This window comes from Amorphus suaedae, from assembly GCF_053629675.1.
Genome location: NZ_JBRJIT010000001.1, coordinates 1,240,688 through 1,264,363, shown reverse-complemented (window position 1 = coordinate 1,264,363; position 23,676 = coordinate 1,240,688). Strand labels below are relative to the sequence as shown.

General features: G+C 69.0%; 23 protein-coding genes. 14 read left to right on the top strand and 9 right to left on the bottom strand.

The genetic code is table 11. The features are described from left to right. Positions 1-52: 52 nt before the first annotated feature. Positions 53-496, bottom strand: a complete 444-nt coding sequence (locus AB7M35_RS05660; protein WP_453957944.1) for a GFA family protein — start codon at positions 494-496, stop codon at positions 53-55. A 114-nt stretch (positions 497-610) separates the two neighbouring features. Here AB7M35_RS05660 and AB7M35_RS05655 point away from each other — a divergent pair, with 114 nt between their 5' ends. After that, entirely contained in the window at positions 611-988 is a 378-nt protein-coding gene (locus AB7M35_RS05655; RefSeq protein WP_453957942.1) for a winged helix-turn-helix transcriptional regulator, read from the top strand. A 43-nt stretch (positions 989-1,031) separates the two neighbouring features. Here the strand turns inward: AB7M35_RS05655 and AB7M35_RS05650 are convergent, their stop codons facing one another. From AB7M35_RS05650 to AB7M35_RS05620, 7 genes are all read right to left on the bottom strand, one after another. After that, positions 1,032-1,859: an XdhC family protein gene (locus AB7M35_RS05650; protein ID WP_453957941.1), complete on the bottom strand. Its 828-nt coding sequence runs from the start codon at positions 1,857-1,859 to the stop codon at positions 1,032-1,034. Positions 1,860-1,869: 10 nt separating this feature from the next. Next, entirely contained in the window at positions 1,870-3,069 is a 1,200-nt protein-coding gene (locus AB7M35_RS05645; RefSeq protein WP_453957939.1) for a vWA domain-containing protein, read from the bottom strand. Next, positions 3,066-3,941 carry an AAA family ATPase gene (locus AB7M35_RS05640; RefSeq protein WP_453957938.1) on the bottom strand — a complete coding sequence of 292 codons (876 nt, stop codon included), beginning with the start codon at positions 3,939-3,941 and terminating at the stop codon, positions 3,066-3,068. The genes AB7M35_RS05645 and AB7M35_RS05640 overlap by 4 nt, the downstream gene beginning before the upstream one ends. A 93-nt stretch (positions 3,942-4,034) precedes the next feature. Next, positions 4,035-6,455 carry an aerobic carbon-monoxide dehydrogenase large subunit gene (locus AB7M35_RS05635; RefSeq protein ID WP_453957936.1) on the bottom strand — a complete coding sequence of 807 codons (2,421 nt, stop codon included), beginning with the start codon at positions 6,453-6,455 and terminating at the stop codon, positions 4,035-4,037. After that, entirely contained in the window at positions 6,452-6,952 is a 501-nt protein-coding gene (locus tag AB7M35_RS05630) for a (2Fe-2S)-binding protein (protein WP_453957935.1), read from the bottom strand. Before AB7M35_RS05630 ends, AB7M35_RS05635 begins: the two co-directional genes overlap by 4 nt. A gap of 11 nt (positions 6,953-6,963) precedes the next feature. Next, positions 6,964-7,827, bottom strand: coding sequence for an FAD binding domain-containing protein (locus tag AB7M35_RS05625; RefSeq protein ID WP_453957933.1), 864 nt, complete (start codon positions 7,825-7,827; stop codon positions 6,964-6,966). Positions 7,828-7,997: 170 nt separating this feature from the next. Continuing rightward, positions 7,998-9,224 (bottom strand): MHYT domain-containing protein, encoded by a 1,227-nt coding sequence (locus AB7M35_RS05620; protein WP_453957932.1) that lies wholly within the window; start codon positions 9,222-9,224, stop codon positions 7,998-8,000. A gap of 336 nt (positions 9,225-9,560) precedes the next feature. Between AB7M35_RS05620 and AB7M35_RS05615 the strand changes: the two genes are divergently transcribed. Next, positions 9,561-10,442: an alpha/beta hydrolase gene (locus tag AB7M35_RS05615; RefSeq protein ID WP_453957931.1), complete on the top strand. Its 882-nt coding sequence runs from the start codon at positions 9,561-9,563 to the stop codon at positions 10,440-10,442. Between the two features lie 33 nt (positions 10,443-10,475). On the opposite strand, the gene AB7M35_RS05610 is transcribed toward AB7M35_RS05615, so the two are convergent. Then, positions 10,476-11,384, bottom strand: a complete 909-nt coding sequence (locus AB7M35_RS05610) for a LysR family transcriptional regulator (protein ID WP_453957929.1) — start codon at positions 11,382-11,384, stop codon at positions 10,476-10,478. Positions 11,385-11,509: 125 nt separating this feature from the next. On the opposite strand from AB7M35_RS05610, the gene AB7M35_RS05605 reads away from it, so the two are divergent. From AB7M35_RS05605 to AB7M35_RS05550, 12 genes are all read left to right on the top strand, one after another. Then, positions 11,510-13,789 (top strand): xanthine dehydrogenase family protein molybdopterin-binding subunit, encoded by a 2,280-nt coding sequence (locus AB7M35_RS05605; protein WP_453957927.1) that lies wholly within the window; start codon positions 11,510-11,512, stop codon positions 13,787-13,789. After that, entirely contained in the window at positions 13,786-14,745 is a 960-nt protein-coding gene (locus AB7M35_RS05600) for a dihydrodipicolinate synthase family protein (protein ID WP_453957926.1), read from the top strand. Before AB7M35_RS05605 ends, AB7M35_RS05600 begins: the two co-directional genes overlap by 4 nt. 51 nt (positions 14,746-14,796) lie before the next feature. Beyond that, the gene (locus AB7M35_RS05595; protein WP_453957924.1) at positions 14,797-15,348 is read left to right on the top strand and encodes a 3-hydroxyanthranilate 3,4-dioxygenase; all 552 of its coding nucleotides are present in this window, start codon (positions 14,797-14,799) and stop codon (positions 15,346-15,348) included. Between the two features lie 64 nt (positions 15,349-15,412). Next, on the top strand, positions 15,413-16,588 hold the full coding sequence (locus AB7M35_RS05590) for an ABC transporter substrate-binding protein (protein ID WP_453957923.1): 1,176 nt from the start codon (positions 15,413-15,415) through the stop codon (positions 16,586-16,588). A gap of 8 nt (positions 16,589-16,596) precedes the next feature. After that, positions 16,597-17,562, top strand: a complete 966-nt coding sequence (locus tag AB7M35_RS05585) for an MBL fold metallo-hydrolase (protein WP_453957922.1) — start codon at positions 16,597-16,599, stop codon at positions 17,560-17,562. Between the two features lie 26 nt (positions 17,563-17,588). Next, positions 17,589-18,752: an ABC transporter substrate-binding protein gene (locus AB7M35_RS05580; RefSeq protein ID WP_453957921.1), complete on the top strand. Its 1,164-nt coding sequence runs from the start codon at positions 17,589-17,591 to the stop codon at positions 18,750-18,752. 77 nt (positions 18,753-18,829) lie between these two features. Then, on the top strand, positions 18,830-19,744 hold the full coding sequence (locus tag AB7M35_RS05575) for a branched-chain amino acid ABC transporter permease (RefSeq protein WP_453957920.1): 915 nt from the start codon (positions 18,830-18,832) through the stop codon (positions 19,742-19,744). A gap of 17 nt (positions 19,745-19,761) precedes the next feature. After that, positions 19,762-20,742, top strand: coding sequence for a branched-chain amino acid ABC transporter permease (locus AB7M35_RS05570; protein ID WP_453957918.1), 981 nt, complete (start codon positions 19,762-19,764; stop codon positions 20,740-20,742). Further along, positions 20,739-21,515 (top strand): ABC transporter ATP-binding protein, encoded by a 777-nt coding sequence (locus AB7M35_RS05565; protein ID WP_453957917.1) that lies wholly within the window; start codon positions 20,739-20,741, stop codon positions 21,513-21,515. Before AB7M35_RS05570 ends, AB7M35_RS05565 begins: the two co-directional genes overlap by 4 nt. Then, on the top strand, positions 21,509-22,210 hold the full coding sequence (locus AB7M35_RS05560; RefSeq protein ID WP_453957915.1) for an ABC transporter ATP-binding protein: 702 nt from the start codon (positions 21,509-21,511) through the stop codon (positions 22,208-22,210). The genes AB7M35_RS05565 and AB7M35_RS05560 overlap by 7 nt, the downstream gene beginning before the upstream one ends. Positions 22,211-22,341: 131 nt before the next feature. Continuing rightward, positions 22,342-22,809, top strand: a complete 468-nt coding sequence (locus tag AB7M35_RS05555; protein WP_453957913.1) for a (2Fe-2S)-binding protein — start codon at positions 22,342-22,344, stop codon at positions 22,807-22,809. 101 nt (positions 22,810-22,910) lie between these two features. After that, positions 22,911-23,639, top strand: coding sequence for an SDR family NAD(P)-dependent oxidoreductase (locus AB7M35_RS05550; protein ID WP_453957911.1), 729 nt, complete (start codon positions 22,911-22,913; stop codon positions 23,637-23,639). Positions 23,640-23,676 lie beyond the last annotated feature (37 nt).

The window sequence follows — 23,676 nt, the reverse complement described above, 5'->3', positions numbered from 1 at the left end:
TCTCGGCCGAAGGGGAGGGGCGGCCCGGCCGCCCCGGCCTCCCGCCGCCGCGTCAGGTCGCTTGCGCGAACGCCGCGGGCGGCGCTTCCGGCATGGTGTCGAACACCGGCCGCGAGCGGTCGACATGCGCCCAGCCCGGCGCCCGGCTCGCGTAGACGGTCATCTGCGGCGCGACGAGGTCCGGGTCGTCGAGGGCGGAGGCGCGGAGGAAGGCCAGGTGCGGAATGCCGGCGTTCGTCGAGTAGAGCGGGCTGCCGCAGGTGCCGCAGAAGCCGCGGCGCACCATGTTGCCGCTGTCGGCCGCGCGTTCGTAGAATGTCACGTCGCCCGACACCTCCAGGGCGTCGGCGGAGACCATCACATGGGTGCAGTGGGCCGTGCCGCTGGATTTGCGGCAATCGATGCAGAAGCAGTCGCCGACGATCTCGGGCTGTGCCGAGCAGCGAAACCGGACCGCCCCGCACAGGCAGCCGCCGGTCAGGTCGACGGATTCCATGGTCTGTGTCTCCCCCGCCATCGCGCCCGTCACGATTTCGGGCGCCTGCACCTCGATCGGAGCAGTCTACGCGTGTAGACTTGTTACTTGCAATTCAAAAGTAAGTCAGTCGCCATGAAGCCCGAGTTCCGATCGCCGTGCCCGATTGCCACCACCCTCGACATCGTCGGGGACCGGTGGTCGCTGGTGCTGGTCCGCGACATGCTCACCGGCAAGTCGCGCTACTCGGAGTTCCTGCAGTCGCCGGAGCGGATCACCACCAACATCCTCGCCGACCGGCTGGGGCGGATGGAGGAGATGGGGCTGATCACCCGCACGCTCTACCAGGAGCGCCCGAAGCGCTACGCCTACGCGCTGACCGACAAGGGGCGCGGGCTGATCCCGGTCCTCCAGGCCATCTGCCGGTGGGCGAACCGCCACGAGCCGGGCACCTGGACCCCGCCGGAGAGCTTCATGACGCTGACGGTCGAGACCGGGCCGGACGGATCCTGAGCGCCCGCGTCCGCCCGCAGGCCTTCCCCCGCCGCGAACCCGCCTAGCCCCCGGCCGGCGTCTCCCGCTGGCCGCGCCGGCGTTCGGCGGTGATCTCGGCCAGGATCGACAGCGCGATTTCCTCCGGCGTGATGGCGCCGAGGTCGAGCCCCGCCGGCGCCTTCACCCGGGCGAGCGCCGCCGCGTCGGCGCCCTTGGCGAGCAGCTTGTCGGTGAGCGCGGCCATCTTGCGCCGGCTGCCGACGAAGGCGTGGTAGGCGGCCGGGCAGGCGATGGCGGCGGCGAGCGCCGCCTCGTCGCCCTTGCCCTGGGTCGAGACGACGACGAAGCGCCGCGCGTTGGACGGGGCGATGTCGAAGCCGTCGCGCAGCGCGTCGGCCTCGGCGCCCGACGGCCGGTCGCCCGGCGGGCAGGCGAGCGTCACGTGGTAGCCGAGCGGCCGGGCGAGTTCGCACAGCGCCGCGGCGATCGGGCTGCCGCCGAGCACCACCAGCGACGGGCGCGGCAGCACCGCCTCCACGAAGATGTCCATGGTCCCCTGGCTCGGGCACATGTTGCTGGCGTAGCGCACCCCGTCGCGCGCCGCGCCGGGGGCAACGCCGAGTTCCGACAGCAGGTTCTCCGGCTGCACCGACACGAGGCGGGACTCGCCGTCGGCGAGCGCGTCGCGCGCCGCCTTCAGCACCGCGCCGCGGGCGCAGCCGCCGCCGATCCAGCCGCCCGCGATGCTGCCGTCGGCGCGGATGACCGCCTTGGCGCCGGCCTTCGCCGCGGTCACCGAGACGGTGCGCACGACGGTCGCCAGCACGAACGCCTCGTCCGCCGACTTGAGGCGGGAGACGATGTCCATGATGTCGGGTTGAACGGTCATCGGGGAGACCTCACAGCCGGGCGAGATAGGGTTCGAGCGCGGCCAGGCTCGAAAGCGTGTGGGCCGGCGCGTAGAGATCGACGTGCGGCAGCGCCGCCTGGATGCCGGCCGCCTCGGGGGCGTAGCCCTCCCAGCCGATCATCGGGTTCAGCCAGACGATCCGCCGGCAGCGGCGGCCGAGCGCCGCCATCTCGCGGCCGAGCTTCGCCGCGTCGCCGGTCTCGTAGCCGTCCGACAGGATCATCACGCAGGTGCGCGAGTGCAGGACGCGGGCCGCGTGGTGGCGGTTGAAGTCGGCCAGGCAGTCGCCGATCCGCGTGCCGCCGCCCACCCCCTGCGCCATCATCGACAGCCGGTCGAGGGCGCGGCCGGCGTCGCGCTCCCGCATGGCGTCCGACATGTGGGCGAGCCGGGTGTGGAACAGGAACGCCTCGGCGTCGTCGAAGGCGCCCAGGATGCCGTGCACGAAGCGCAGGAACACGCTGGTGTACATGGACATCGATCCCGACGCGTCGAGCAGCACCACCAGCCGCAGCGGCTTCTGCTTGCGCTGGCGGCGCACCAGCGTCAGCGGCACCCCGCCGTGGCTGATGTTGCGATGGATGGTGCGGCGGAGATCCAGCCGGTAGCCCCGTCGGCGGGCCAGGTCGCGGCGCGTCATCCGGGTCCGCATGGCGCGGGCGAGCCGCTCGGCGGTGGCGTGGGCGGCGGCCATCTGGTCGGGATCGTCGATCTTGCGCAGGTCCGTCTGGGCCAGCTCCTCGGCGCCTGAGGCCCCCTCCATCCGCCCTTCGCCGGTGCCGGCCCCGTCCGGCGCGTCGCCCGAGGGCACCTGGTCGGCGACGGCGTCGCCGCCCCTGGGTGCGTCCATCAGGCTCTTCAGCGACGGGCTGTTGGGCCGGCTCGTCGAGCCGGCGGCGATGGAGCGCGAGCGCACCCGCTTGCCCAGGAAGAACGCGTCGAAGATGCCGTCGAAGGCGTCCCAGTCCTGGCGCCGGCTGGAGACCAGGTGCTTGAGCGCCGAACGCAGCGTCGCCGGCCGCGCGGCGTGGCCCGCCTCCACCAGCCGCGCCGCGTCCCGTCCCTCCGCCAGCCCGACGGCGAAACCGCTGTCCCTCAGCGTCTTCAGGAACGCCGCCAGCCGGCCGGCGACGAGGCGGGAGACCGCGTCGGCATCGTCCGGGGAGAGGGGGGCGCCGCAGCAGCTCATGCGACCTTGCCCAAAAGCCGTGCCGACACCTCGCGGGTCACCCGGGCGCGGTCCTCCCGCGTCTTCAGGAGGCACATCAGCGTCTCGTGGACGACCTCCGGCTGGTCGCGCAGGTCGCTCACGTCGAGCCCGAGCAGCGCCGCGGTCCAGTCCAGCGTTTCGGCGACGCCCGGCACCTTCTGCAGGTCCTCCTTGCGGATCGCCTCGACCATCCGGGCGATCTGCAGCGACAGCGTCGCGCCGGCCTCCGGCAGGCGGGCGAGGATGATGCGCGCCTCGCGGTCGACGTCGGGGAAGTCGACGTAGTGGTAGAGGCAGCGCCGCCGCAGCGCGTCCGACAGCTCCCGGGTGCCGTTGGAGGTCAGCACCACGTGGGGGATGGAGATCGCGGTGATGGTGCCCAGTTCCGGGATGGAGACCTGGAAGTCGGAGAGCAGCTCCAGCAGGAACGCCTCGAACTCCTCGTCGGCACGGTCGATCTCGTCGATCAGCAGCACGGGTGGCGTCGCGCGGCGGATCGCCGCCAGCAGCGGCCGCTCGAGCAGGTACTTCTCGGAGAATATGTGGTCCTCGATGTCGGCCACCATGCCCTGGCTGGCCTGGATCGCCAAAAGCTGGCGCTGGTAGTTCCACTCGTAGAGCGCGCCGGCCTGGTCGAGGCCCTCGTAGCACTGCAGGCGGATGAGCTCGGTGTCGTGCACTGCCGCCAGCGCCTTGGCGACCTCGGTCTTGCCGACGCCGGCCTCGCCCTCCAGCAGCAGCGGCCGGCGCAGGAGCTGCATCAGCGACAGCGCCGTCGCGAGCTCCGCATCGGCGATGTAGCCGCTGTCGGCGAGGCGGGTGGCGATGTCGGTGCGGGTGAGGGCGGTCATGTCATGCAAAACCTGCTGACCCTGGAGCCGGGCCGGGCGCCGTCTCCCCCGCGACACGGGCCGCGGGGGACGCGGCGGATCCGGCGATCCGCGCTAGCCGAGGGCGCCCAGGTCCCTGGCCGCCTTCCAGTTGCGCCAGTAGTCGTGGGGCATCTGGATGTGGGTCGATCCGAGGAACGCGAAGGCGTCGTTGACGGCGTTGGAGAAGGCCGGCACGCCGCCGACGTTCGGGCTCTCGCCGACCCCCTTCGCCCCGATCGGGTGGTGCGGGGAGGGGGTGACGGTGAAGTCGGTCTCCCAGTGCGGGGTCTCCACCGCCGTCGGCATGAAGAAGTCCATGAACGACCCGGTCACCACGTTGCCGGTCTCGTCGTAGCGGATCTCCTGACCCATCGCGATGGCGAAGGCCTCCGTCAGGCCGCCGTGCACCTGCCCCTCGATGATCATCGGGTTGATGCGGGTGCCGCAGTCGTCGAGGGCGTAGAAGCGGCGGACCTTGTAGACGCCGGTGTCGACGTCGATGTCCATGACGCAGACGTAGGCGCCGAACGGGTAGGTCATGTTCGGCGGGTCGTAGTAGGAGACCGCCTCCAGGCCCGGCTCCATGCCCGGCGGCACCGAGTTGTAGGCCGCCCAGCAGATGTCCTTCATCGACTTGAACTTCTCCGGCAGCCCCTTCACCCGGAAGCCGTCGATGTCCCACTCCAGGTCGTCCTCGTGGACCTCCAGGTGATAGGCGGCGATCATCTGGGCCTTCGCCTTGATCTTGCGCGCCGCCATGGCGATCGCCGCGCCCGCAACCGGGGTCGAACGCGAGCCGTAGGTGCCGAGACCGTAGGGCGCGGTGTCGGTGTTGCCTTCCTCCACCATGATGTTGTCGGCGGGGATGCCGATCTCGGTGGCGATAATCTGGGCGTAGGTGGTCTCGTGCCCCTGGCCCTGGCTCTTGGTGCCCATGCGGGCGATGCCGGCGCCGGTCGGGTGCAGGCGGATCTCGCAGGAATCGAACATCGCGATCCCCAGGATGTCGCAGTTCTTCGACGGCCCGGCCCCGACGATCTCGGTGAAGAAGGACAGCCCGACGCCCATGATCTCGCGCGTCTCGCCGCGCTTGAAGGCCTCGCGCTTCTCCGCCTGTTCGCGGCGGAGCCCCGCGTAGTCGACCGTCTCCATCGCCTGGCGCATGGCGGTGTGATAGTCGCCGGAATCGTACTCCCAGCCGAGTGCCGAGTGGTACGGGAACTGCTCGGCGCGGATGAAGTTCTTGATCCGGAGTTCCGCCGGATCCATCCCCAGCTTCTGGGCCAGGATGTCCATTCCGCGCTCGATGCAGTAGGCCGCCTCGGTCACTCGGAACGAGCAGCGATAGGCCACCCCGCCGGGCGCCTTGTTGGTGTAGACGCCGTCGACGGCCAGGTGCGCCACGGGGAAGTCGTAGGACCCGGTGACGATGTTGAAGAAGCCGGCCGGCCACTTGGACGGGTCGGCGCAGGCGTCGAAGGCGCCGTGGTCGGCCAGCACGTGGACGCGCAGGCCGGTCACCTTGCCTTCCGCCGTCGCCGCGATCTCCGTGGTCATGTGGTAGTCGCGGGCGAACGAGGTCGAGGTCAGGTTCTCGATGCGGTCCTCCACCCATTTCACCGGCTTGCCGGTGACGATGGAGGCGACCGCCGCGCAGATGTAGCCCGGATAGGCGCCGACCTTGTTGCCGAAGCCGCCGCCGATGTCCGGCGCGATCACGTGGATCTTGTGCTCCGGGATCTGCGAGATCAGCGCCACCACGGTGCGGATCACGTGGGGGGCCTGGAAGGTCCCCCAGATGGTCAGCTCGCCCTTGATCTTGTCGAACGAGCAGACGCACTGGCAGGTCTCGAGCGGCGAGGGATGGGTGCGGTGATAGGAGATCATCTCCTTCACCGTCACCTCGGCCTTGTCGAAGGCCGCGTTGGTCAGGTCCCGGTCGCCCACCGTCCACTCGAAGATGTGGTTGTGGTGCTTGCGCGGCCCGTGGGCGCCCTCGGTCTTGCCCTCCAGGTCCTCGCGCAGCACCGGCGCGTCGGCATCCATCGCCTTGAAGGGATCGACGAGCGCCGGCAGGTCCTCGTAGTCCACCTCGACCGCGGCCACGCCGTCCTCGGTGGCGTAGCGGTCGGTGCCGACGACGAAGGCCACTTCCTGGTTCTGGAACAGCACCTTGCCGTCGGCGAGCACCATCTGCACGTCGCCGGCGAGCGTCGGCATCCAGGCGAGGTTGACGCCCTTCAGGTCCTCGGCGGTGAGCACCGCGAGCACGCCCGGCACCTTCAGCGCCGCCTCGGTGTTGATCGACTTGATCCGCGCGTGGGCGTGCGGCGAGCGCACGAAATCGCCGTGCAGCATGCCCGCCAGCTTCACGTCGTCGACGTAGTTGCCGCGCCCCTGCGTGAAGCGGACGTCCTCGACGCGCTTGCGCTTGCAGCCCATGCCTTCGAGGGCGGCTTCGCGCTGTTCCCGTGTGGGAGCCATGTCGTTCATTCGGCGGCCTCCTGGAATTCCGTGCCGTTCAGCTTCGCGGCGGCGTACTGGATGGCCCGCACGATGTTCTGGTAGCCGGTGCAGCGGCAGAGGTTGCCGGAGATCCCCATGCGGATCTCCTCCTCGCTGGGCGACGGGTTCTCCTGCAGCAGGCGGTGGGCGCGGACGATCATGCCCGGCGTGCAGAAGCCGCACTGGAGGCCGTGCATCATCCGGAAGCCCTCCTGGAGGGCGGAGAGGGTGCCGTCGGCGTTGGCGATCCCCTCGATGGTGGTGATCTCGGCGCCCTCGGCCTGCACCGCGAACATGGTGCAGCTCTTCACCGACATGCCGTCGATGTCGATGGTGCAGGCCCCGCAATGGGTGGTCTCGCAGCCGATGTGGGTGCCGGTGAGCGCCAGGTTCTCGCGCAGGAAGTGGACGAGCAGCGTGCGCGGCTCGACGAGGCCTTCGACCTCGGTGCCGTTCACCTGCATGGTGACGTGTGTCTTTGCCATGTTCGATCTCCTCAGCGTGCGCGTTCGGCGGCGCGCGCGAGGGCCCGCTTCACCATGATGCCGCCGACGTGCTTGCGGTATTCGACCGGCCCGCGGCTGTCGGCGGCGGGCTGCATGATCGCCTCGGCCGCCTTCGCGGCCGCGTCGAGGGCCGCCGCATCGAGGCTGGTTCCAATGACGGCGTTGGCCGCGTCCTCGGCCAGAAGCGGCGTGTCGCCGAGATTGGTGAGGCCGATGCGGCAGGTGGCCACCGTGCCCCCCGACATGGTCAGCATCACGCCGGCGGCGGCGGTGGCGTAGTCGCCGACCTTCCGCTTCAGCTTCTCGTAGGCCGCTCCGTTGCCCTCCGGCGGCACCGGGATGGAGATCGCCGTCAGGATCTCGCCGGGCTCGCGCGAGGTGAAGTAGGCGCTCTGGTAGAAGCCGTTCGCCTGGCACTCGCGGGCACCGTCCGGTCCCTGAAGGCTGTAGGTCGCGTCCAGCATCATCATCAGCGCCGGCATGTCGTTGCCGGGGTCGCCGTTGGCGACGTTGCCGCCCACGGTGCCGCGGTAGCGGATCTGCGGATCGGCGATCAGCCGCGCCGCCTCGATCAGCACCGGCAGGGTGCGGGCGATCTCGTCGGAGCCGATCAGCTCGTGCTGGGTGGTGAGCGGGCCGATGACGATGCGGTCGCCCTCGCGGCGGACGCCCTTCATCTCCGGCAGGCCGCCGATGTCGACCAGGTGTTCGGGCGCCGCCAGCCTGAGCTTCATCATCGGGATGAGGCTGTGACCGCCGGCGACGATTTCGACATCCTCGCCCAGCGAGGCGAGCAGGCCGACCGCGTCGTCCACCGACGTGGGTCGGTGATAGGTGAATGGAGCTGGGATCATGCGTGTCCTCCATCCGTCCTTTTTGAGTCTCGCAAACACGCGATCTCGGGACGTTGATGGAAAGGCTCGGCTTCCCTCGCCGGGGTGGCAAGATCAGCCCGCCGTCTGGGGCACGAGGCGCGGGAAATTGCACGAACGGCGGCTTCCGCCGCACGAACTGCGTCAGGGTTTCAGACCCTTTCGGGCTCCGCGGCGGCGCTCTCGGCGGCCTTGGCCAGCCCGAGGCGGGACTTCAGGTCGGTGACGCGGGCGCGGCTGACGGGGACCAGGTGCGGGGTCGGGCCCTCGAGTTCCACCACCGCGCCGTCGCCCTCCTTGCGCAGGAACGCCACATGCGCGAGCGCCACGATGTGGCTGCGGTGGACGCGGATGAAGGCCTGGGGGTCGAGGTGGGCTTCCGCCTGCGAGATCGACCACGGGCTCATCCGCTCGCGCACCCCGTCGTGCACCAGCGTGTAGTGGGCGTTCGCCTTGATGCTGCGGATCTCCGACGCCGCCACGAAATAGGTGCCGCTCGACCCCTCCACCGGAACCCGGGCGGCATGGGCGGCGGCGGGCGGCGCGTCGGTCGGCGACGAGGGGCGGGCTTCGGGCGGCTGGCTGTCGGTCCGGTCCGTCTCGCCGGGGTCGAAGGCGGTCGCCACGTCGAGGCCGGAGGGCCCGCCCGCCACCAGCGGCGCGGCGCGCGGGCGCGGATCGGGTATGAGGAACAGCAGGAAGCCGGCCGCGATGAAGAAGCAGAGCAGCGCCAGGATCGGCGAGAGCACGGCCTCCGAGACCGTCAGCCCGCCGACGGGATCGCCGACGGCGCAGACCGGCAGCTCGGTCATCCCGTACATGGCGGTGTAGTGCATGCCCGAAACGGCGATGCCGAAGGCCACCGCGCTGCCGGCCAGCCGCATGCCGGCCTGGGGCCGGACGAACATCCGCAGCGCCCCGAACGCGGTCACCACCGCAATCACCACCGCGGCCGCCATGATCGCCGGGTCGTGAACGGGGTGGTCGCCGGTCATCAGCCCGCGCATGCCCACGTAGTGCATCGACACGATGCCCGTCCCGAGGAGCAGGGCCGACGCCGCGACGCGCCCGTCCGACGGCTCGCCCACCGACACGAAGAACAGCGAGACCCCGACCACCAGCGCACAGATGAGGAAGGACACGATCGTCGGCAGGACCAGGAACGTCGCCCCGTCGGACACCGGCGAGGCCATCATGCCGACGAAGTGCATCGTCCAGATGCCGACCGCCAGGAAGCAGGCCGCTCCGGACAGGAGCAGGCGCCGGTTCGCGCCGGGCGTTCCCCGGACGCGCGCCGCGAGCCCGAAGCCGGTGTAGCCGCCGAGGATCGCGACAATCACCGAGAGCGCGACGAGGTAGGGGTCGTGGCCTGTGACCATCCCGCAATCGGCACACGGCGGCATCTCCGTGTGCGCTCTCCCTGAGGTGTTCGTCTTCTTGTTTAGAAAGACTACATGCGGGCTACGGTCGTTGACAACGTTGGCGCGAGCCGGTCGTCCAGGCGCGCCATCCGGCCCGCGCGGGGTGCGCGTCGGCTGCCGTGCGCGAACGCGCAAAAAAGCGCAGAAACGCGCAGAAACGCGCAGTTTGGCGCGGCGGAATCCGCGCGCACCGACAACGGCGATTCTCCGCGCGCCGTTTTGCCGTTATCGTCGCCCACCGAGTCGGCCGTCATGCCGGCAACGGCAATTGTTTCGGGGGTTTCAGTGACGAGCGTGCGTGATCTGTCCGAGGAGGCCGGGCTGCCGGTCGACACCATCAACAGCGACTACAATGCGCGGGCCACGGTCTCCGCGGAGGTCTTCGAGGAGACCGTCAAGCGCTACCGGGAGGGCTCCGTCGCCGCCCGCAAGATCGCCACCGCGCTGGACGTCGTCTACGACGAGGCGAGCGGCCAGACCGTCGACATCTTCGGCGGCGGCGAGGAGCCGCGCGCGGCGTTCGTGTTCATCCACGGCGGCTACTGGCGGGCGCTGTCGAAGAACGAGTCGGCGTTCATGGCGGAAATGCTGGCCCGCCACGGCATCGCGACGGTGGCCGTCGACTACCAGCTTGCCCCGGAAGTTTCGCTCGAGGAGATCGTCCGGCAGGTGCGGGCAGCCATGGCCTTCCTGCACCGAGAGGGCCGGCGCTACGGCATCGATCCGGAGCGGATCTACGTCGGCGGCAGTTCGGCTGGCGGCCATCTGACGGGGGCGGTGCTGGCCGGCGGCTGGCACGCGGATTTCGGCGTGCCGGAGACCCTGGTGAAGGGCGCGCTGCCGGTCAGCGGCCTCTTCCACCTGGCGCCGATCGCCAGGTCGTTCGTCTCGGAATGGCTGACGCTCACCGACGCCGACGTCGCGGCGCTGAGCCCGGCGGAGAACATTCCGCAGGTGGGCTGCCCGATCGTGGTCGCCTACGCGGCCAACGAGTCGGTCGGGTTCGGGCGCCAGTCGGAGGCCTTCCACAAGGCCTGGCAGGACGCCGGTTTCCCGTCGACGCTGATGGAAATCCCGGATCGCCATCACTTCGATGTGGTGCTCGATCTCGCCTCCGACCGCACCGCGCTCGGCCATGCGCTGCTCGACCTGATCGGCGGACGGCAGGCCGGCTGAGCGCTTCCCTCGATCCCGGCCGGTCGTCGGGGCCTACTGGAAGGCCGGCTTCAGGCGCTGGATGCAGCGCCGCAGGATCGGCGTGAAGGCGGCCACCGCCGGCGACACCGACCGTCCGCTGGCGTGGATCAGCTGGATCTCGCGGGCGATCGTCGGGGCGACCAGCGGCCGTCCCGTCAGCGCGCCGTTGCGCGCCGCCGCGAGCGCGTAGGTCGGCAGCACCGCCACGCCGAGGCCGGCTTCGACGAGCGCGATCGCGGTCGTCACGTGGCTCACCTCGTAGCTCGGCACCAGCCCGACGCCGACCGTCTCAAAGCCCACTTCGGTGAGGACGCGGATGCCGCTGCCGCGGGTGAGCGTGACAAGCGCCTCGCCGGCGAGGTCCGCCCATTCGACGCGGTCCTGGCCGGCAAGCCGTGAATCGCGGCGGCAGAACAGCATGAGCTCGTCGCGGGCCAGCGGCAGCCGCTCGATCTGATCCCCGCCGGGCGGAAAGGTCCCGAGCCCGCATTCGGCGCGGCCCGACCGCACGTTCTCGATGATCGCGTCGGTGCTGGCATCGATCAACTCGACACTGATGCCGGGAGCCTCGCGGCGGAAATCGGCAATCGCCTCCGGCAGCACGGACGCGGCCAGCAGCGGCGGCGCGGCGATGCGGATTCGGCCCCGGCGACGCTCGGCCAGCGCGTTGAGATTGGTGACGGCGTGTCCCAGATCCTCGACGATCTTCTCCGCGGATGCCTGGAATTCCCGGCCGGCGTCGGTCAGCTCGACGCGCCGGGTGGTCCGGTCGAAGAGCCGGACCCCGAGCTCCGTCTCAAGTTCTTTCACCGCCTGCGAAACCGCCGGCTGCGCGGACTGGAGCCGCGTCGCGGCGCGGGAGAAGTTTCCGCTTTCGGCGACGGCGAGAAAGGACTCGATCTGTTTCAGGGTGATGCGCATCGGGCCGATTTATAGGAATTTCAGATTAATTTATCACGTAATGCTGCCTTCACATATAGGTGGGGCGATGCTTCCCTGTTGCCTGCAGATTGGTCAATTCCGCCGTTGCGCAGTCGGGAGGCAGCTTGGGCGTTACGTCCGCATCCGTAGAGACCATGCCCTGGCTCGGCCGCAGCATGCTGCGGCGCGAGGACGACCGCTTCACCAGCGGCCGGGGCACCTACGTCGATGACCTGCAGCCGAACGGCTGCCTGCATCTCGCCTTTGCCCGCAGCCCCTACGCCCACGGCCGGATCGCCGGCATCGACTGCGAGGCGGCCCGCGCCACCGACGGTGTGATCGCCGTCTTCACCGCCGCCGATCTCGGCCCGCTCGGCCGCAATGCCATCAATCCCATCATCGCCGATCTCGTCGAAGTGCCGTTCGAGGTGCTTGCCGGCGACACCGTCGGGGCGCTCGGTCAGCCCGTCGCGGCCGTCGTGGCCGAAACCGCCGCGGTCGCCCGCGATGCGGCGCTGCTGATCGAGATCGACATCGACGCGCTGCCGGTCGAGAGCGGAGCGCAAGGTGCCCGGTCGGTCGAGCAGGCCCTGACCGCGGGCGATGCCGAGGCCGCCTTCGCCGCCGCCGATCACGTGGTGTCGGTGCGGATCGAGCACGCGCTGGTCGCGCCGACGCCGATGGAGCCGCGCGCCGCCCTTGCCGTCTGGGGCGAGGACGGACTGACGGCCTGGTGCTCCACCCAGACGCCCTACCGCGTGCGCGAGGACCTCTGCCGGATCCTCGACCTGCCGTCCGACCGGGTGCGGGTGATCGCGCCCGATGTGGGCGGGGCGTTCGGCGGCAAGGCCTCGATCTATCCGGAAGACGTGATGGTCGCGTTCGCGGCGCGTGCCGTGGGTGGCGCGGTCAAGTGGTGCGCCCAGCGCGGCGAGGACCTGCTTGCGGCGACCCAGGGCCGCGGCGCCACGACGACGGGCGAGATGGCGTTCTCCGCGGACGGGCGGGCGCTGGCGCTGCGGGCCAGGCTCGTCTTCCAGCAGGGGCACTGGATGACCTACAGCGCCGTGGTGCCGCCCAACAACGCGCTGCGCATCCTTCCCGGTCCTTACCGGATCGGCGCGCTGGACGTCGCCGCGCGCTCGCACATGACGAACCGCGCCGCCGTCGGGATCTATCGCGGCGCCGGCCGGCCCGAGGCGGCCATGCTGCTCGACCGGCTCATGGACGAGGGCGCCCGGGCGACCGGCATCGATCCCATCGAACTTCGCCTGCGAAACGTCGCCGATGTCAAGGCGATGCCGCTCGCGCGCCTGACCGGCGCCGACGTCGATTCCGGCGATTTCGCGCGCCTTCTCGACACGCTGCGCGCGCGCAGCGACTACGCGCACCTGTGCGCGGACAAGGCCCGTCGGCGCGCGGCTGGGGAGATCGTCGGCATCGGCGTGTGCCTCTACATCGAGCCCTGCGGCCAGGGCTGGGAAAGCGCGGCCGTCACCCTGCGCGCCGACGGCACGTTCCTGGCCACGACCGGAGCCAGCGCCCAGGGGCAGGGGCGCGAAACCGCATTCGCCCAGATCGTTTCCGATGCGCTCGGCACGACGCCCGAGGCGGTCACGGTGCGGCAGGGCGATACATCGCAAGCGGCGTCCGGTCTCGGTGCGCTCGCCAGCCGCTCCACCGCGATCGGCGGCAGCGCGATGCTGCGCGCCTGCGAAGGGCTCAGGACGCAGCTCGCCGGCGCCGCGGCCGAACTGCTGCAGTGCCCGGCGGACATGATCCGGTTCCAGCCGAGCCGACTTTACGGCGGCGAGACGGGCGCCTCCATCGGGCTCGCCGATCTCGCCCGCCAGCTTCACGAGCGGGGCGAGGCGGGCGCCGCGACGCTCACCTGCTCCACCGTCTACCACGCGGAAGGGGAGGCCTGGGCGAGCGGCGCCTGCCTGGCCGCGGTCGCGATCGATCGCGACACCGGAGAGACCCGCATCGAGCGGCTGGTCTGGGTCGACGATGCGGGTGTCGTGGTCAATCCGCTGCTGGCGCGTGGCCAGATGCTCGGCGGGCTTGCCCAGGGGCTGGGCGAGGCGATGCTGGAGCGGCTGGTCTACGACGAGGACGGCCAGCTGCTGACAGGATCGTTGATGGACTACGCGCTGCCGCGCGCCGACGACATGCCGCCGGTGGAGATCGAGAAGATCGTCACCCGGTCGCCGTCGAATGCGCTCGGCGCGAAGGGGGTCGGCGAGGCGGGATGCATCGGCGTTCCGGCCGCGATCTTCAACGCGGTCTGCGACGCCGTGGCGCCGTTCGGGCCCCACGATCTTCAAATGCCATTGACGAGTGAAAAGGTCTGGCGTGCCATCGCGGGCAGGCCGACGAACGCGCGAGGCGGAAACGACCGATGAAATACGCAAAGAAGGACGCGAAGGCCTACGCGTTCGAGAACATGAAGGGCATCTGGGCCGCCGCCCTGACGCCGTTCACCGACACGCTCGCGATCGACGAGGACGGCCTCAGGGCGAACATCGATCACTGGATCGAGGATCTGAAGATCGACGGCTTCTTCATCGCCGGAAAGCAGGGCGAGTTCTTCTCGATGTCGCTCGACGAGCGCAAGCGCACCTTCGACCTGGCGGTCGACGCCTGTGGCGGACGGGCGGCGACGATCATGTCGTGCTCGGACCAGAACATGGACACGGTGATCGAGCTTGCCCGTCACGCGCAGTCCTGCGGCGCCGATTACATCGTCGTGCACGCGCCGATCCTGCACTTCTACGAGGCGCAGGACGAAACGCTGCTGAACTACTACCGGACCATCGCCGACAAGGTCGACATCGGCATCGCGCTGTGGAGCCACCCCGACAGCGGCTACCTGATGAGCCCGGAACTCTGCAACAAGCTCGCCGACATCGAGAACGTCGTGGCGATCAAGTACTCGGTTCCGCGGGAGATGTATGTGGAGCTGACCCGGCTTGCCGGCGACCGGATCATCGTGTCGACGGCGTCCGAAAAGGAATGGCTCGACAACATCCTGGAACTCGACTGGCGGCTCTATCTCTGCTCGTCGCCGCCTTACCTGATCCAGACGAAGCACGACCTGCGCATGCGCGAGTACACCGACCTGGCCTTTGCCGGCGAGGCGGACAGGGCAAGGGCTGTGAGCGCCAGCCTCGATCCGGTGCGGGCGGCGCTGAAGTCGACGCGCCCCCCCGAAAAGCCGCAGGCCCAGCAGAAATACTGGCAGGACCTGCTCGGCCAGGTGGGCGGCAAGGTACGGCCTCCCTGCCTGGAACTGACCGAGGCGGAGAAGACCGCGATCCACACGGCATTCGAGGGCTGCGGGCTGAAGACGGCGGGTTAGGCCGGCCGGGCCGGCATCGCGAACATGGAAGCAGTTGAGAGGACGAAGGGCATGAGCACGGGACGACGACTTTCCGCTTTCAACTTCCAGAACTGGATCGAGGAGCACCGGCACCTGCTGCAGCCGCCGGTCGGCAACCAGCAGGTCTGGGAGGATGCCGACCTGATGGTGACGGTGGTCGGCGGCCCCAACAAGCGGACCGACTATCACGACGATCCGGTCGAGGAATTCTTCTACCAGCTCGAGGGCGACATGGTCCTCAAGGTGGTCGACAACGGCGAGTTCTACGACGTGCCGATCCGCGCCGGCGAGATCTTCATGCTGCCGCCCCACGTGCGCCATTCGCCGCAGCGGCCGCAGGTCGGCTCGGTCGGCCTGGTGGTCGAGCCGAAGCGCGCCGCCGACCAGCTCGATGCCTTCGAGTGGTATTGCTTCGAGTGCCACGCGCTGGTGAAGCGGGTGGAGGTGTCGCTCAAGAGCATCGTGCGCGACCTGCCGCCGATCTACGAGGCGTTCTACGCCAACGAGGCGGAGCGCAAGTGCCCGGAGTGCGGCGCGATCCACCCGGGCAAGGCACCGCCGGAAGGCTGGGTGAAGATCTGAGCGATCCGGAACACGACATCCTTGCACCCAGCAGTCTGGAACTGCCTTTTTTGAAAGTAGTGGCATGAAATTTGGTCAAGTTTGTCTGGCGGCGGGCGTGTTTGCCGCCGCCATGGGCGGCGCCGGCGCGATGGCGCAGGATCCCCTGAAAATCGGCTTCATCACCACCCTGTCGGGGCCGGCCGGCTATCTGGGGCAGGACGTCCGTGACGGCTTTCAGCTGGCGGTTGACATGGAAGACGGAAATCTGGGCGGCGTTCCGGTCGATCTGATGATCGAGGACGACGGCCTGAAGCCGGCGAACGGCCGCCAGATCGCCGATCGCTTCCTCACCGACGAGGACGTGAAGCTGTTCACCGGGCTGATCTTCTCCAACGTTGCCGGAGCGGTCGTGCCCGAAGTGGTCGAGGCCGGTGCCATCATGATCAGCCCGAACGCCGGGCCTTCGGAGTTCGCCGGCAAGGACTGCAACGCCAACTACTTCGTCGTCTCCTGGCTGACCGACACCATGCAGGGCAGCGCCGGCCAGAACGCCACCGACCTCGGCTACAAGCGGGCCTTCGTCCTCGCGCCGAACTATCAGGCCGGCAAGGACGCGATCCAGGGCTTCAAGCGCTACTTCAAGGGCGAGATCGTCGGCGAGATCTACACCAAGCTCGACCAGTCGGACTTCGCGGCGGAAATGGCGCAGATCCGCGCGGCCGCTCCCGATGTCGTGTTCCAGTTCCAGCCGGGCGGGCTCGGGATTGCGTTCACCCGCCAGTATCAGCAGGCCGGACTGCTCGACACCATCCCGATGGTCGTCTCCGAGCCGTCGATGGACCACGTCATCCTGAAGGCTGTCGGGGAAGCCGCCGAGGGCCTCAACGTGTCCGGCGCCTGGAATACGGACCTCGACAACGCGGCGAACAAGGAATTCGTCGCCAAGTTCGAGGAAGCCTACGGCCGCACGCCGACCATGTACGCGGCCCAGGGCTACGACACGGCGCGCGCCATTGCCGCGGCTTTGAAGCAGACGGGCGGCAGCGTCGACGACACCGAGGCGTTCCGCACCGCCATGCTGAAGGCCGACTTCGAGTCCGTCCGCGGATACTTCGCGTTCGGAAAGAACCAGCACCCCATCCAGGACTGGTATGCGATGACGGTCGCGCCCGGTGACGACGGCGCGATGACCCTCAAGACACGGGCCAAGATTCTCGAGCATCACGGCGATCCGTTCGCCGCGGAATGCGGCCTCTGATCCGACCCATGAAAGTCGTGCGCAGGCAGCTCAGCACTCTTGGAACGAGCGTCGACCGGCTGGAAGCCGGTCCGATCTCGGTCACCTGCATCCCCGAGCCCGGCAGCATCGTCTGGCCGGCCCGGGCGATGTTTGCAGGTCTCACCGACGCGGACCTGGAACGGGCGAAGCCGCACGTTCCGCGGGGAACGCTCGAGCCGGAGACGGGCAGCCTGCGGCTCAACTTCAACGTCTATCTGATCGAGACGCCTGACTTTGTCGCGCTTGTCGATGCCGGCATCGGCAACGACAAGGATCGGCCCGATCGGCCGGCCTGGCACCGACGGGCAGCACCGTTCCTGGAGACGCTGTCGGCGCTGTCGATCGAGCCCGGCGACGTGGACCTCGTGGTGACGACGCATCTTCACGCGGACCACGTGGGCTGGAACACGATCTGGACCGGGACGTCCTGGCAGCCGACGTTCCCCAATGCGCGCTATGTCGTTCCAGGGCGCGAGCTCGCCTTCTGGACCGCCAGGGCGGAGGCGGACGGCGGCACCATGCTGCTGCATGGAGCGTATTCCGACAGCATCGCTCCGATCATCGAGAGCGTGGGATACGAGGCTTTGGACTCGCCGGGAGAGATTGTTCCCGGCCTCCGCTTCGAGCCGGCACCCGGTCACACGGATGGGATGTCGATCGTCCGGCTGACGGCGGGAACGGACGAGATCCTGTTCCTCGCGGACGTTATCCATCATCCGTTGCAGATGACGGATCTCGATCTCGTCTCGAATTTCTGCCTTCGGCCCGACGAGGCGCGCGCCACCCGCCGGCGGATCCTGTCGCAAGCGGCCGCTGAGGGCTCCGTGCTCGCTCCCTACCACTTTCCCGTGCCCGTGTTCGGCCACGTGGTGCAGGACGATGGCGACTTCTGTTACCGTCCGCTGAACGTTGAGGCGGGCAGGGAGCCTGTATTCGGCGACATCCAGACCTAAGAAGCAGCAGTGAGGGGTAACTACCAATGAACATGAAGAGAATTGGCGCCGCGCTGGCGCTCACGGCGTTCGCCGCCGCACCGGCACTGGCCCAGGATTCGGTGAAGATCGGCCTGATCACCACGCTGTCGGGGCCGGCCGGCTATCTCGGCCAGGACATCCTGGACGGCTTCAAGCTGGGCATGGAAGACGGCAAGCTCGGCGGCGTGCCGGTCGACCTGATGGTCGAGGATGACGGGCTGAAGCCCGCCAACGGCCGCCAGATCGCCGACAAGTTCCTGAACGACGACGACGTGAAGATCTTTACGGGCATCGTGTTCTCCAACGTTGCCGGCGCCACCGTGCCGGACATCCTCGACGCGGGCGCCTTCTACGTGAGCCCGAACGCCGCGCCGTCGACGTTCGCGGGCGAGGGCTGCAACGAGAACTATTTCGTCGTCGCGTGGCAGAACGACAGCCTGCATGAGAGCGCCGGTCAGAACACCACCAACCTCGGGTACAAGACGGCCTTCGTGCTGGCGCCGAACTACCAGGCCGGCAAGGACGCGATCACCGGCTTCAAGCGCTTCTTCAAGGGCGAGATCGTCGGCGAGGTCTACACCCAGCTCGGCCAGACCGATTTCGCCGCCGAGATGGCCCAGATCCGCGACGCGAAGCCGGATGCGGTCTTCCAGTTCGAGCCGGGCGGCATGGGCATCGCCTTCATGCGCCAGTACAAGCAGGCCGGCCTGCTCGACACGATCCCGATGGTGGTTGCCGAACCCTCGATGGACGGCGCGACGCTGGCCGCGCTCGGCGATGCCGCGCTCGGCGTCAACGTGTCCAGCCACTGGAACGAGGACTTCGACAACCCGGCCAACAAGGCCTTCGTCGAGGCCTGGAAGAAGACCTACGACCGGCCGCTGACCTACTACGCGAGCCAGGGCTACGACACGGCGAAGCTGATCGCTTCCGCGCTGAAGGCGACCGGCGGCGACGTGGACGATGCCGATGCCTTCCGCGACGCGATGCGCAAGGCCGACTTCGACTCCGTCCGCGGCAAGTTCAAGTTCGGGCCGAACCAGCACCCGATCCAGGACTGGTACGCGCTGAAGGTCGTCGAGGGGGACGACGGCAAGCCGGTGATCAAGACGATCGGCACGGTCTTCCAGGACCATGGCGACGCCTACTCCGACCAGTGCAAGATGTAACGTCCTGACCTGTTCGACCGGCGGCGGCCCGTTCGCCGCCGGTCATCCTTCCGATCGCGACCGGGGCTGACGCGCGCATGACGTTGTTTTTCGAACAGCTCCTGAACGGCCTCCAGCTCGGCTTCATGCTGTTCCTGATGGCCGCCGGGCTGACGCTGATCTTCGGCATCATGGGGGTCATCAATCTGGCCCACGGCTCGATCTACATGATCGGTGCCTATGCCGGCAGCTACGTCGTGCTGACGACGGGCTCGTTCTTCCTCGGACTTCCGGCCGCGATCCTCGGCGCGGCGGTCGCCGGCATCGTGATCGAGTACGTCGTCATCCGGGGGCTCTACCAGCGCGACCATCTCGACCAGGTGCTCGCGACCTTCGCCCTGATCCTGATCTTCAATCAGGGGGTGACGATGCTGTTCGGCCTGCAGCCGCTGTTCGTGGCGATGCCGCCGATCCTGTCCGGTTCGGTCGAACTCCTGCCCGGGCTCATCTATCCGGTGTTCCGGCTCGCGATCATCGTGCTCGGCATGCTGGTGGCGCTCGGGCTCTACGGGCTGATCAACCACACGCGCATCGGCATGCTCGTGCGGGCCGGCTCGACCAACCGCGAGATGGTGCGGGCGCTCGGCGTGCGCGTCGGCGTGCTCTACACGCTGGTGTTCGGGCTGGGCGCGCTGCTGGCCGGGTTCGCCGGCTTCATGGCGGGTCCCATCCTGGCGGTGCAGGTCGGCATGGGCGAACAGATCCTGATCACCACCTTCGTCGTGGTCGTCATCGGCGGCGTGGGGTCGATCCGCGGCGCGTTCTTCGCGAGCCTGCTGGTCGGCGTCGTCGACACCCTCCTGCGCGCCTACCTGCCGGGCATGCTGCGCGAGGTGATGGTCGGTCCCGAGGCCGACGCGCTCGGCGCCGGGATCTCTTCCATGGGCATCTACCTCCTGATGGCGGTGGTCCTCCTTATCCGGCCCAAGGGCCTTTTCGTGAAAAGCGCTTGAGGACGGCCGGATCCCGCATGGCAAAACCCGTCAAAGTCGCTCTCCTCGTCGCGCTCGCGGTGGTGCTCCTGGCGCTGCCGTACATCGCCGATGCGGCCGACAACACCGCCTTCACGTCGCTCGCCACGCGGGCGCTGATCTACGGCATCGCCGCCGCGAGCCTGAACCTGGCGCTCGGCTACGGCGGCATGATCTCGTTCGGCCACGCCGCCTTCTACGGCGTCGGCGGCTACGTGGTCGGCATCCTCGCCTATCACTACAACGCCGGCGAGGCGCTGTTCGGCGTCATCCCGGGCACCAACCAGCTCATCATCACGCTGCCGCTCGCGATCCTGGTCGCGGGGCTGGTCGCCGCGGTGATCGGAGCGCTGTCGCTGCGCACCAGCGGCGTGCAGTTCATCATGATCACGCTCGCCTTCGCGCAGATGGTGTTCTTCCTGTTCGTCTCGCTGGAGGTCTACGGCGGCGACGACGGGCTGATGATCCGCAGGACGAACGTGTTCTTCGGGCTGAACCTGCGCGACAAGGCGACGATGTACTATCTCTGCCTGGCGCTGGCGGCGATGGTGCTGTTCGTCATCTGGCGCGTCGTGCGCTCCCGCTTCGGCGCCGCGCTCGTCGGGATCCGCCAGAGCGAGCGCCGGATGGCGGCGATCGGCCTCGACACCTACCGCTACAAGCTCGTCGGCTTCATCATTTCCGGCATGGGTGCCGGTCTCGCCGGAGCACTGACCGCGAACCTTCTGCGCTTCGCGAGCCCCGACATGCTCCACTGGACCAAGTCCGGCGAGCTGATGATCATGGTCATCCTGGGAGGGGTCGGAACGCTGTTCGGCCCGTTCATCGGGGCGGCGGTCTACATCGTCCTGGAATCCATGCTCGCCTCGTGGACCGCCAACTGGCAGTTCCCGCTCGGGCTGATCCTGCTGGTCGTGGTCCTCTTCACCCACGGCGGCGTGCAGGGCCTCGTCGTGCGTCTGGCGGGAGGCCGCAAATGACCGAGCCGATCCTTGTCGTCAGCGGGCTGGTGAAGCGCTTCGGTGGCCTCGTTGCCACCGACCACGTGGATCTCGATGTCCTGCCGGGAGAGATTCACGCCCTGATCGGCCCGAACGGGGCCGGCAAGACGACCCTGATTTCGCAGCTGTGCGGGGAGCTGTCCCACGACGCCGGCACGATCTCCCTCGACGGCCGGCCGATCGACGGGGTCAGCGTCGCGGGGCGGGTGCATCTCGGCCTGGCGCGGTCGTTCCAGATCACCTGCCTGCTGCCGGACTACACGGTGCTGGAGAACGTCGCGCTGGCGGTCCAGGTGCGCGAGGGCCACAGCTTCCGCTTCTGGAAGCGCGCCGGAAACGACGAGCGGCTGCTTGATCCGGCGCGCGGCTACCTCGCGCAGGTCGGTCTTGCCGGACGGGCTGATGCGCTGGTGGCCAACATCGCGCACGGCGAGCGCAAGCAGCTCGAACTGGCGGTGGCGCTCGCATCGCGCCCCCGGCTGCTGCTCCTCGACGAGCCGATGGCCGGTCTCGGCCCGGTGGAGAGCGCGGAGATGATCGAGATCCTCTCCGGCCTCAAGTCGCGCGTGGGCATGCTGCTGGTGGAGCACGACATGGACGCCGTTTTCGCGCTCGCCGACCGCATCTCGGTGCTGGTGTACGGGCGGGTGATCGCCAGCGGCACGCCGGACGAAATCCGCGAGAGCGAGGAGGTCCGCACCGCCTACCTGGGCGAGGGCGACGAACTCCGCGAGGAGGATCTGGCATGCTGAGTGTCGCGAACCTCCAGGCCGCCTACGGCCAGTCCCAGGTTCTGTTCGACGTCGCGCTGGAGATCGGCGAGGGCGAGGTCGTCACGCTGCTCGGCCGCAACGGCATGGGCAAGACGACCACGGTGCGCTCGATCATGGGCGCCTGCCGCGTGCTCGGCGGCGACATCCGCTTCGACGGCAGGCAGATCACCGGCGCCGTGCCCGAGGCCGTCGCGCGGCTGGGGGTGGGGCTGGTGCCGGAAGGCCGGCAGGTGTTTCCGACGCTGACGGTGCGCGAGAACCTGGTGGCCACGGCGGCGAACCGGCTGAAGCGCGCGAACCCCTGGACGCTCGAGGGCGTCTACGCGCTGTTCCCGCGGCTGAAGGAGCGGGCCGGACAGGGGGCGGGCACGCTCTCCGGCGGCGAGCAGCAGATGCTGGTGATCGGCCGGGCGCTGATGACCAATCCGCGGCTGCTCATCCTGGACGAGGCGACGGAAGGACTGGCGCCGGTCATCCGCACCGAGATCTGGCAGTGCGTCGTGCGGCTCAAGCGCGAGGGGCAGTCGATCCTGCTCATCGACAAGAACATCGGCGTGCTCCGCCGCCTCGCCGATCGGCATCACATCCTGGAGAAGGGCCGCACGGTCTGGAGCGGTACCGGGGCCGACCTTGCCCGGGATGCGGACGTCGTCGAGCGCTATGTCGGCATCTGAGCGCGCGCCGCCTCTCCCTCGCTAGACCGGCCCGCCCGGGCCCGGTCCCTCTCCAATCTCCCCATCCCTGCGCGGTGGCCCTTGCCGCCGGCGGCAGAGGCTTGCTTCCCGCCCGATGAACGGACCCGACCATGACGACCATCACAGTGACCATCAACGGTGCCGAGGTGCGCGACGAGGTCGAGGACCGCACGCTGTTGGTCGACTTCCTGCGCAACCAGTGCCGGCTCACCGGTACTCATGTCGGATGCGACACGAGCCAGTGCGGCGCCTGCACGGTGCATCTCGACGGCAGGTCGGTGAAGGCGTGCTCGGTGCTCGCCGCGCGCTGCGACGGATGCACGGTCACGACCATCGAAGGCATCCGGACGGGCGACGATCCCCATCCCATGCAGGCGGCGTTCCACGAGAACCACGGCCTGCAGTGCGGCTTCTGCACGCCGGGCATGATCATGGCGGCCATCGACATGGTCGCCCGCCACGGCCCCGGGCTCGACGAGGCCACCGTCCGCGAGGACCTGGAGGGCAACCTCTGCCGTTGCACCGGCTACGAGGGCATCGTTCAGTCGATCCTGGCTGGTGCGAAAAACATGGGCTGAGCGATCAGGTCGCGCCAGATTGTCCTTTTCCCGTCAGGGCGGCACGCTAAGGTGTCAGGGAGGCTGATAAGAATTTCTGACATTCAGGGAAGGCGGACATCGTGATTTCGATCGAAGGACGGGTTGCGATCGTGACGGGCGCCAGCTCCGGCATCGGACGGGGCATTGCGCTGGAACTGGCGAAAGCGGGCGCGCATGTCGCCGTCGCCGCGCGCAGCGCCGACAAGCTGGACGCGCTGGTCGCCGAGATCGAGGCGGCCGGCGGGCGCGCCATCGCCGTACCCACCGACGTGACCAGCGAGGAGGAGGTGGTCGCGCTCTTCCGCGAGACGGTCCAGCGGCTCGGCAGCCCGGCCATCCTGGTCAACAATGCCGGCATCGCGGATGCCACGCCTACCGATGAGCTGAGCCTCTCCCGCTGGCGCGAGATGATCGACACCAACCTCACGTCGGCGTTCCTGTGCAGCCGCGAGGCGATCCGGCTGATGAAGCCGGCCGGCCGCGGCCGGATCATCAACATCGGCTCGATCTCGGCGAAGGGGCCGCGGCCGAACTCGGCCGCCTACACGGCGAGCAAGTTCGGGCTGGAGGGTTTGACGCGCGCGCTGGCCCTCGACGGGCGGGACTTCAACATCGCTGCGTCGGCGCTGCATCCGGGCGCCACGGTTTCCTCGCTCGTTCCGGGCGTCACCGACCAGCCGTCTCCCGACCGCATCCAGCCCGACGACGTCGGAAAGATCGTCGTGCTGATGGCGAGCCTGCCGGACGAGGTGACGATGATCGATTCCACCATCGTCCCGATCCGGGTGCCGTTTTTCGGTCGGGGGTGATCGGCGGGACCCGCTCCGCCGGGACCGGGCCCCAGCT

Coding starts and splice junctions, on each gene's coding strand:
- AB7M35_RS05650 (WP_453957941.1), bottom strand. CDS start 1,859: ATGACCGTTCAACCCGACATCATGGACATCGTCTCCCGCCTCAAGTCG.
- AB7M35_RS05560 (WP_453957915.1), top strand. CDS start 21,509: ATGCTGAGTGTCGCGAACCTCCAGGCCGCCTACGGCCAGTCCCAGGTT.
- AB7M35_RS05575 (WP_453957920.1), top strand. CDS start 18,830: ATGACGTTGTTTTTCGAACAGCTCCTGAACGGCCTCCAGCTCGGCTTC.
- AB7M35_RS05610 (WP_453957929.1), bottom strand. CDS start 11,384: ATGCGCATCACCCTGAAACAGATCGAGTCCTTTCTCGCCGTCGCCGAA.
- AB7M35_RS05635 (WP_453957936.1), bottom strand. CDS start 6,455: ATGAACGACATGGCTCCCACACGGGAACAGCGCGAAGCCGCCCTCGAA.
- AB7M35_RS05600 (WP_453957926.1), top strand. CDS start 13,786: ATGAAATACGCAAAGAAGGACGCGAAGGCCTACGCGTTCGAGAACATG.
- AB7M35_RS05555 (WP_453957913.1), top strand. CDS start 22,342: ATGACGACCATCACAGTGACCATCAACGGTGCCGAGGTGCGCGACGAG.
- AB7M35_RS05625 (WP_453957933.1), bottom strand. CDS start 7,827: ATGATCCCAGCTCCATTCACCTATCACCGACCCACGTCGGTGGACGAC.
- AB7M35_RS05590 (WP_453957923.1), top strand. CDS start 15,413: ATGAAATTTGGTCAAGTTTGTCTGGCGGCGGGCGTGTTTGCCGCCGCC.
- AB7M35_RS05630 (WP_453957935.1), bottom strand. CDS start 6,952: ATGGCAAAGACACACGTCACCATGCAGGTGAACGGCACCGAGGTCGAA.
- AB7M35_RS05570 (WP_453957918.1), top strand. CDS start 19,762: ATGGCAAAACCCGTCAAAGTCGCTCTCCTCGTCGCGCTCGCGGTGGTG.
- AB7M35_RS05620 (WP_453957932.1), bottom strand. CDS start 9,224: ATGGTCACAGGCCACGACCCCTACCTCGTCGCGCTCTCGGTGATTGTC.
- AB7M35_RS05655 (WP_453957942.1), top strand. CDS start 611: ATGAAGCCCGAGTTCCGATCGCCGTGCCCGATTGCCACCACCCTCGAC.
- AB7M35_RS05640 (WP_453957938.1), bottom strand. CDS start 3,941: ATGACCGCCCTCACCCGCACCGACATCGCCACCCGCCTCGCCGACAGC.
- AB7M35_RS05580 (WP_453957921.1), top strand. CDS start 17,589: ATGAACATGAAGAGAATTGGCGCCGCGCTGGCGCTCACGGCGTTCGCC.
- AB7M35_RS05565 (WP_453957917.1), top strand. CDS start 20,739: ATGACCGAGCCGATCCTTGTCGTCAGCGGGCTGGTGAAGCGCTTCGGT.
- AB7M35_RS05645 (WP_453957939.1), bottom strand. CDS start 3,069: ATGAGCTGCTGCGGCGCCCCCCTCTCCCCGGACGATGCCGACGCGGTC.
- AB7M35_RS05595 (WP_453957924.1), top strand. CDS start 14,797: ATGAGCACGGGACGACGACTTTCCGCTTTCAACTTCCAGAACTGGATC.
- AB7M35_RS05585 (WP_453957922.1), top strand. CDS start 16,597: ATGAAAGTCGTGCGCAGGCAGCTCAGCACTCTTGGAACGAGCGTCGAC.
- AB7M35_RS05660 (WP_453957944.1), bottom strand. CDS start 496: ATGGAATCCGTCGACCTGACCGGCGGCTGCCTGTGCGGGGCGGTCCGG.